Origin of the sequence: Parafrankia sp. EUN1f (assembly GCF_000177675.1) — a bacterium.
In the GTDB taxonomy this organism is placed as follows: Bacteria; Actinomycetota; Actinomycetes; order Frankiales; family Frankiaceae; genus Parafrankia.
In genome coordinates this window covers 1-1,665 of record NZ_ADGX01000351.1, presented here as the reverse complement: position 1 = coordinate 1,665, position 1,665 = coordinate 1, and the positions used below count along the sequence as shown (strand labels likewise).

Below are 1,665 nucleotides of genomic sequence, written 5' to 3'. Positions count from 1 at the left end.
CGGGGCATCATCGACTCCCACTGCGCCACGCCGTACGAAGCCCAGCTGCCGCCGAACGCGCCGCGCCAGATGGTGGCCGTCGCCGGCCGGTGGGGCCTGCAGGTCCTGATCGTTGACGCCGGTGGCGGCGGGATGTGCCGCGCCTACACCGAGACCGGGGCGGAGAACGACGTCGCCCCCGACTTCGCCGGCCTGAACGGCCCTCTTCTGTGGTCACCCGGCCAGCACGACCTAAGCCGGCCGCCGGCGAACCCCGTCGAGGTGTTCAGCTCCGGTGAGGACGGGTCCGGCAGGCTGGGCGAGTGGAACGCGCGACGGTGGGCCGTCGGGCAGGTTGCCCCGGAGGTCGCCCTGCTCGTCGCAGCGCTCCCGACCGGGGAGGCCGTGATCGTCCCCTTCGAGCCCTCGACCGGCGCGTTCATCACCCACATCCAGGTCACGACCCCGGATGTCGCCCAGTACCACGCAGTGAACCAGATGCCGCTGACCTTGTACGCCTACGACTCCGCCGGGACACTCGTCGCCCAGACCACGGCCGCCATGTGCGCCCAGTACCCGGCGTGCAACGGGCCGGAGGCCGCCAAGACCATCCGTCCCTCGCCCCTGACGTCCGCTCCGATGACGAACACGGGCATACCTACGGCTCGCCGGACACCCACCGCCAGCTAGGTCACGGAGGAGCCTTCACACAATCGCCGCGATCTGGTTGCGGGTCCGGGAAGCGACGGCTGCAGGGCCACCGATACTGGCCTGGCGGTCCGTGCCCACCCACCGCCTGGCGACCCACCGGGGATCTCGCACCACTGCACAGCGCCGCCAATACGGACAAACAGGGCACAGAAGCACCTGGTGATCCGCAAGACGTGCGGATGTCGGTTGCTGCAGCAGCAAAGATCCTCACTTCTTGCTCCGAAGCAGCAGCGGCGCTCGGCAGTAGCGGCGGCAGCGGAAGCCCGACGCCTGGGATTCCGCGACGGACTCTCCGACGACCAAGATCCTCCGATCTTGTCCGAGATCCCCTTCCGCGTCGATCAGATCTCGACGACGTCGACCGCGCCGTCGGTGACCTCCAGATGGAACGCTGCGCGGTCGGGCGCCGCGGGGCCGGGCGCCGCGGGGCCGGGCGCCGCGGGGCCGGGCGCTGCGCGGTCAGTGGGCCAGGCGCGGGGCGTGCCAGGCGCGGACGCGATCGTCGAGATCGTCGAGATCGGCGTGCCAGCCGACGTAGCCGCGGGCCTCCGAGACGAACCGCCGTGACCGCCCGGCGATGACGGTGCTCGGCCGGTCGCCGGAGATCGTGAGGGCCTGGTCGACGAGCTCGACCGCCTGGTCCAGGTCGCGTCGTTTGGCGGCGGCGGTCGCGGCGGCGATGCGGACCATCGAGCGCAGGCCGGTGGCACCGGCCGCGTCCAGGTGGTGGATCGCCGCGTCGGTGTAGACGCTCGCCGCGCCCGGCATGCCCAGCTCGACGTAGGCGGCGGCGGACAGCTCGGACAGTGTCAGCACATGCAGCGTGTCGATCGAGAAGCCCGGCTCGCCGTGCTGGTCCGCGCTCAGCGAACCGGCGATGTGCCAGGCCCGGCCGATCGCCTGGTGCACGGCCCAGCGGTCACCGAGGGCGCCGTGGGCGCGGGCCTCGATGGCGGCCGCCCGCGCCGCCGCCGG

2 pseudogenes are annotated in these 1,665 nt (G+C 72.3%); one reads left to right on the top strand and one right to left on the bottom strand.

What is annotated here, in order from left to right:
* Positions 1-669: pseudogene (locus FREUN1FDRAFT_RS39010) on the top strand (hypothetical protein); the annotation flags it as partial.
* Between the two features lie 480 nt (positions 670-1,149).
* Here the strand turns inward: FREUN1FDRAFT_RS39010 and FREUN1FDRAFT_RS39005 are convergent.
* Positions 1,150-1,665, bottom strand: a pseudogene (locus FREUN1FDRAFT_RS39005) (hypothetical protein); the annotation flags it as partial.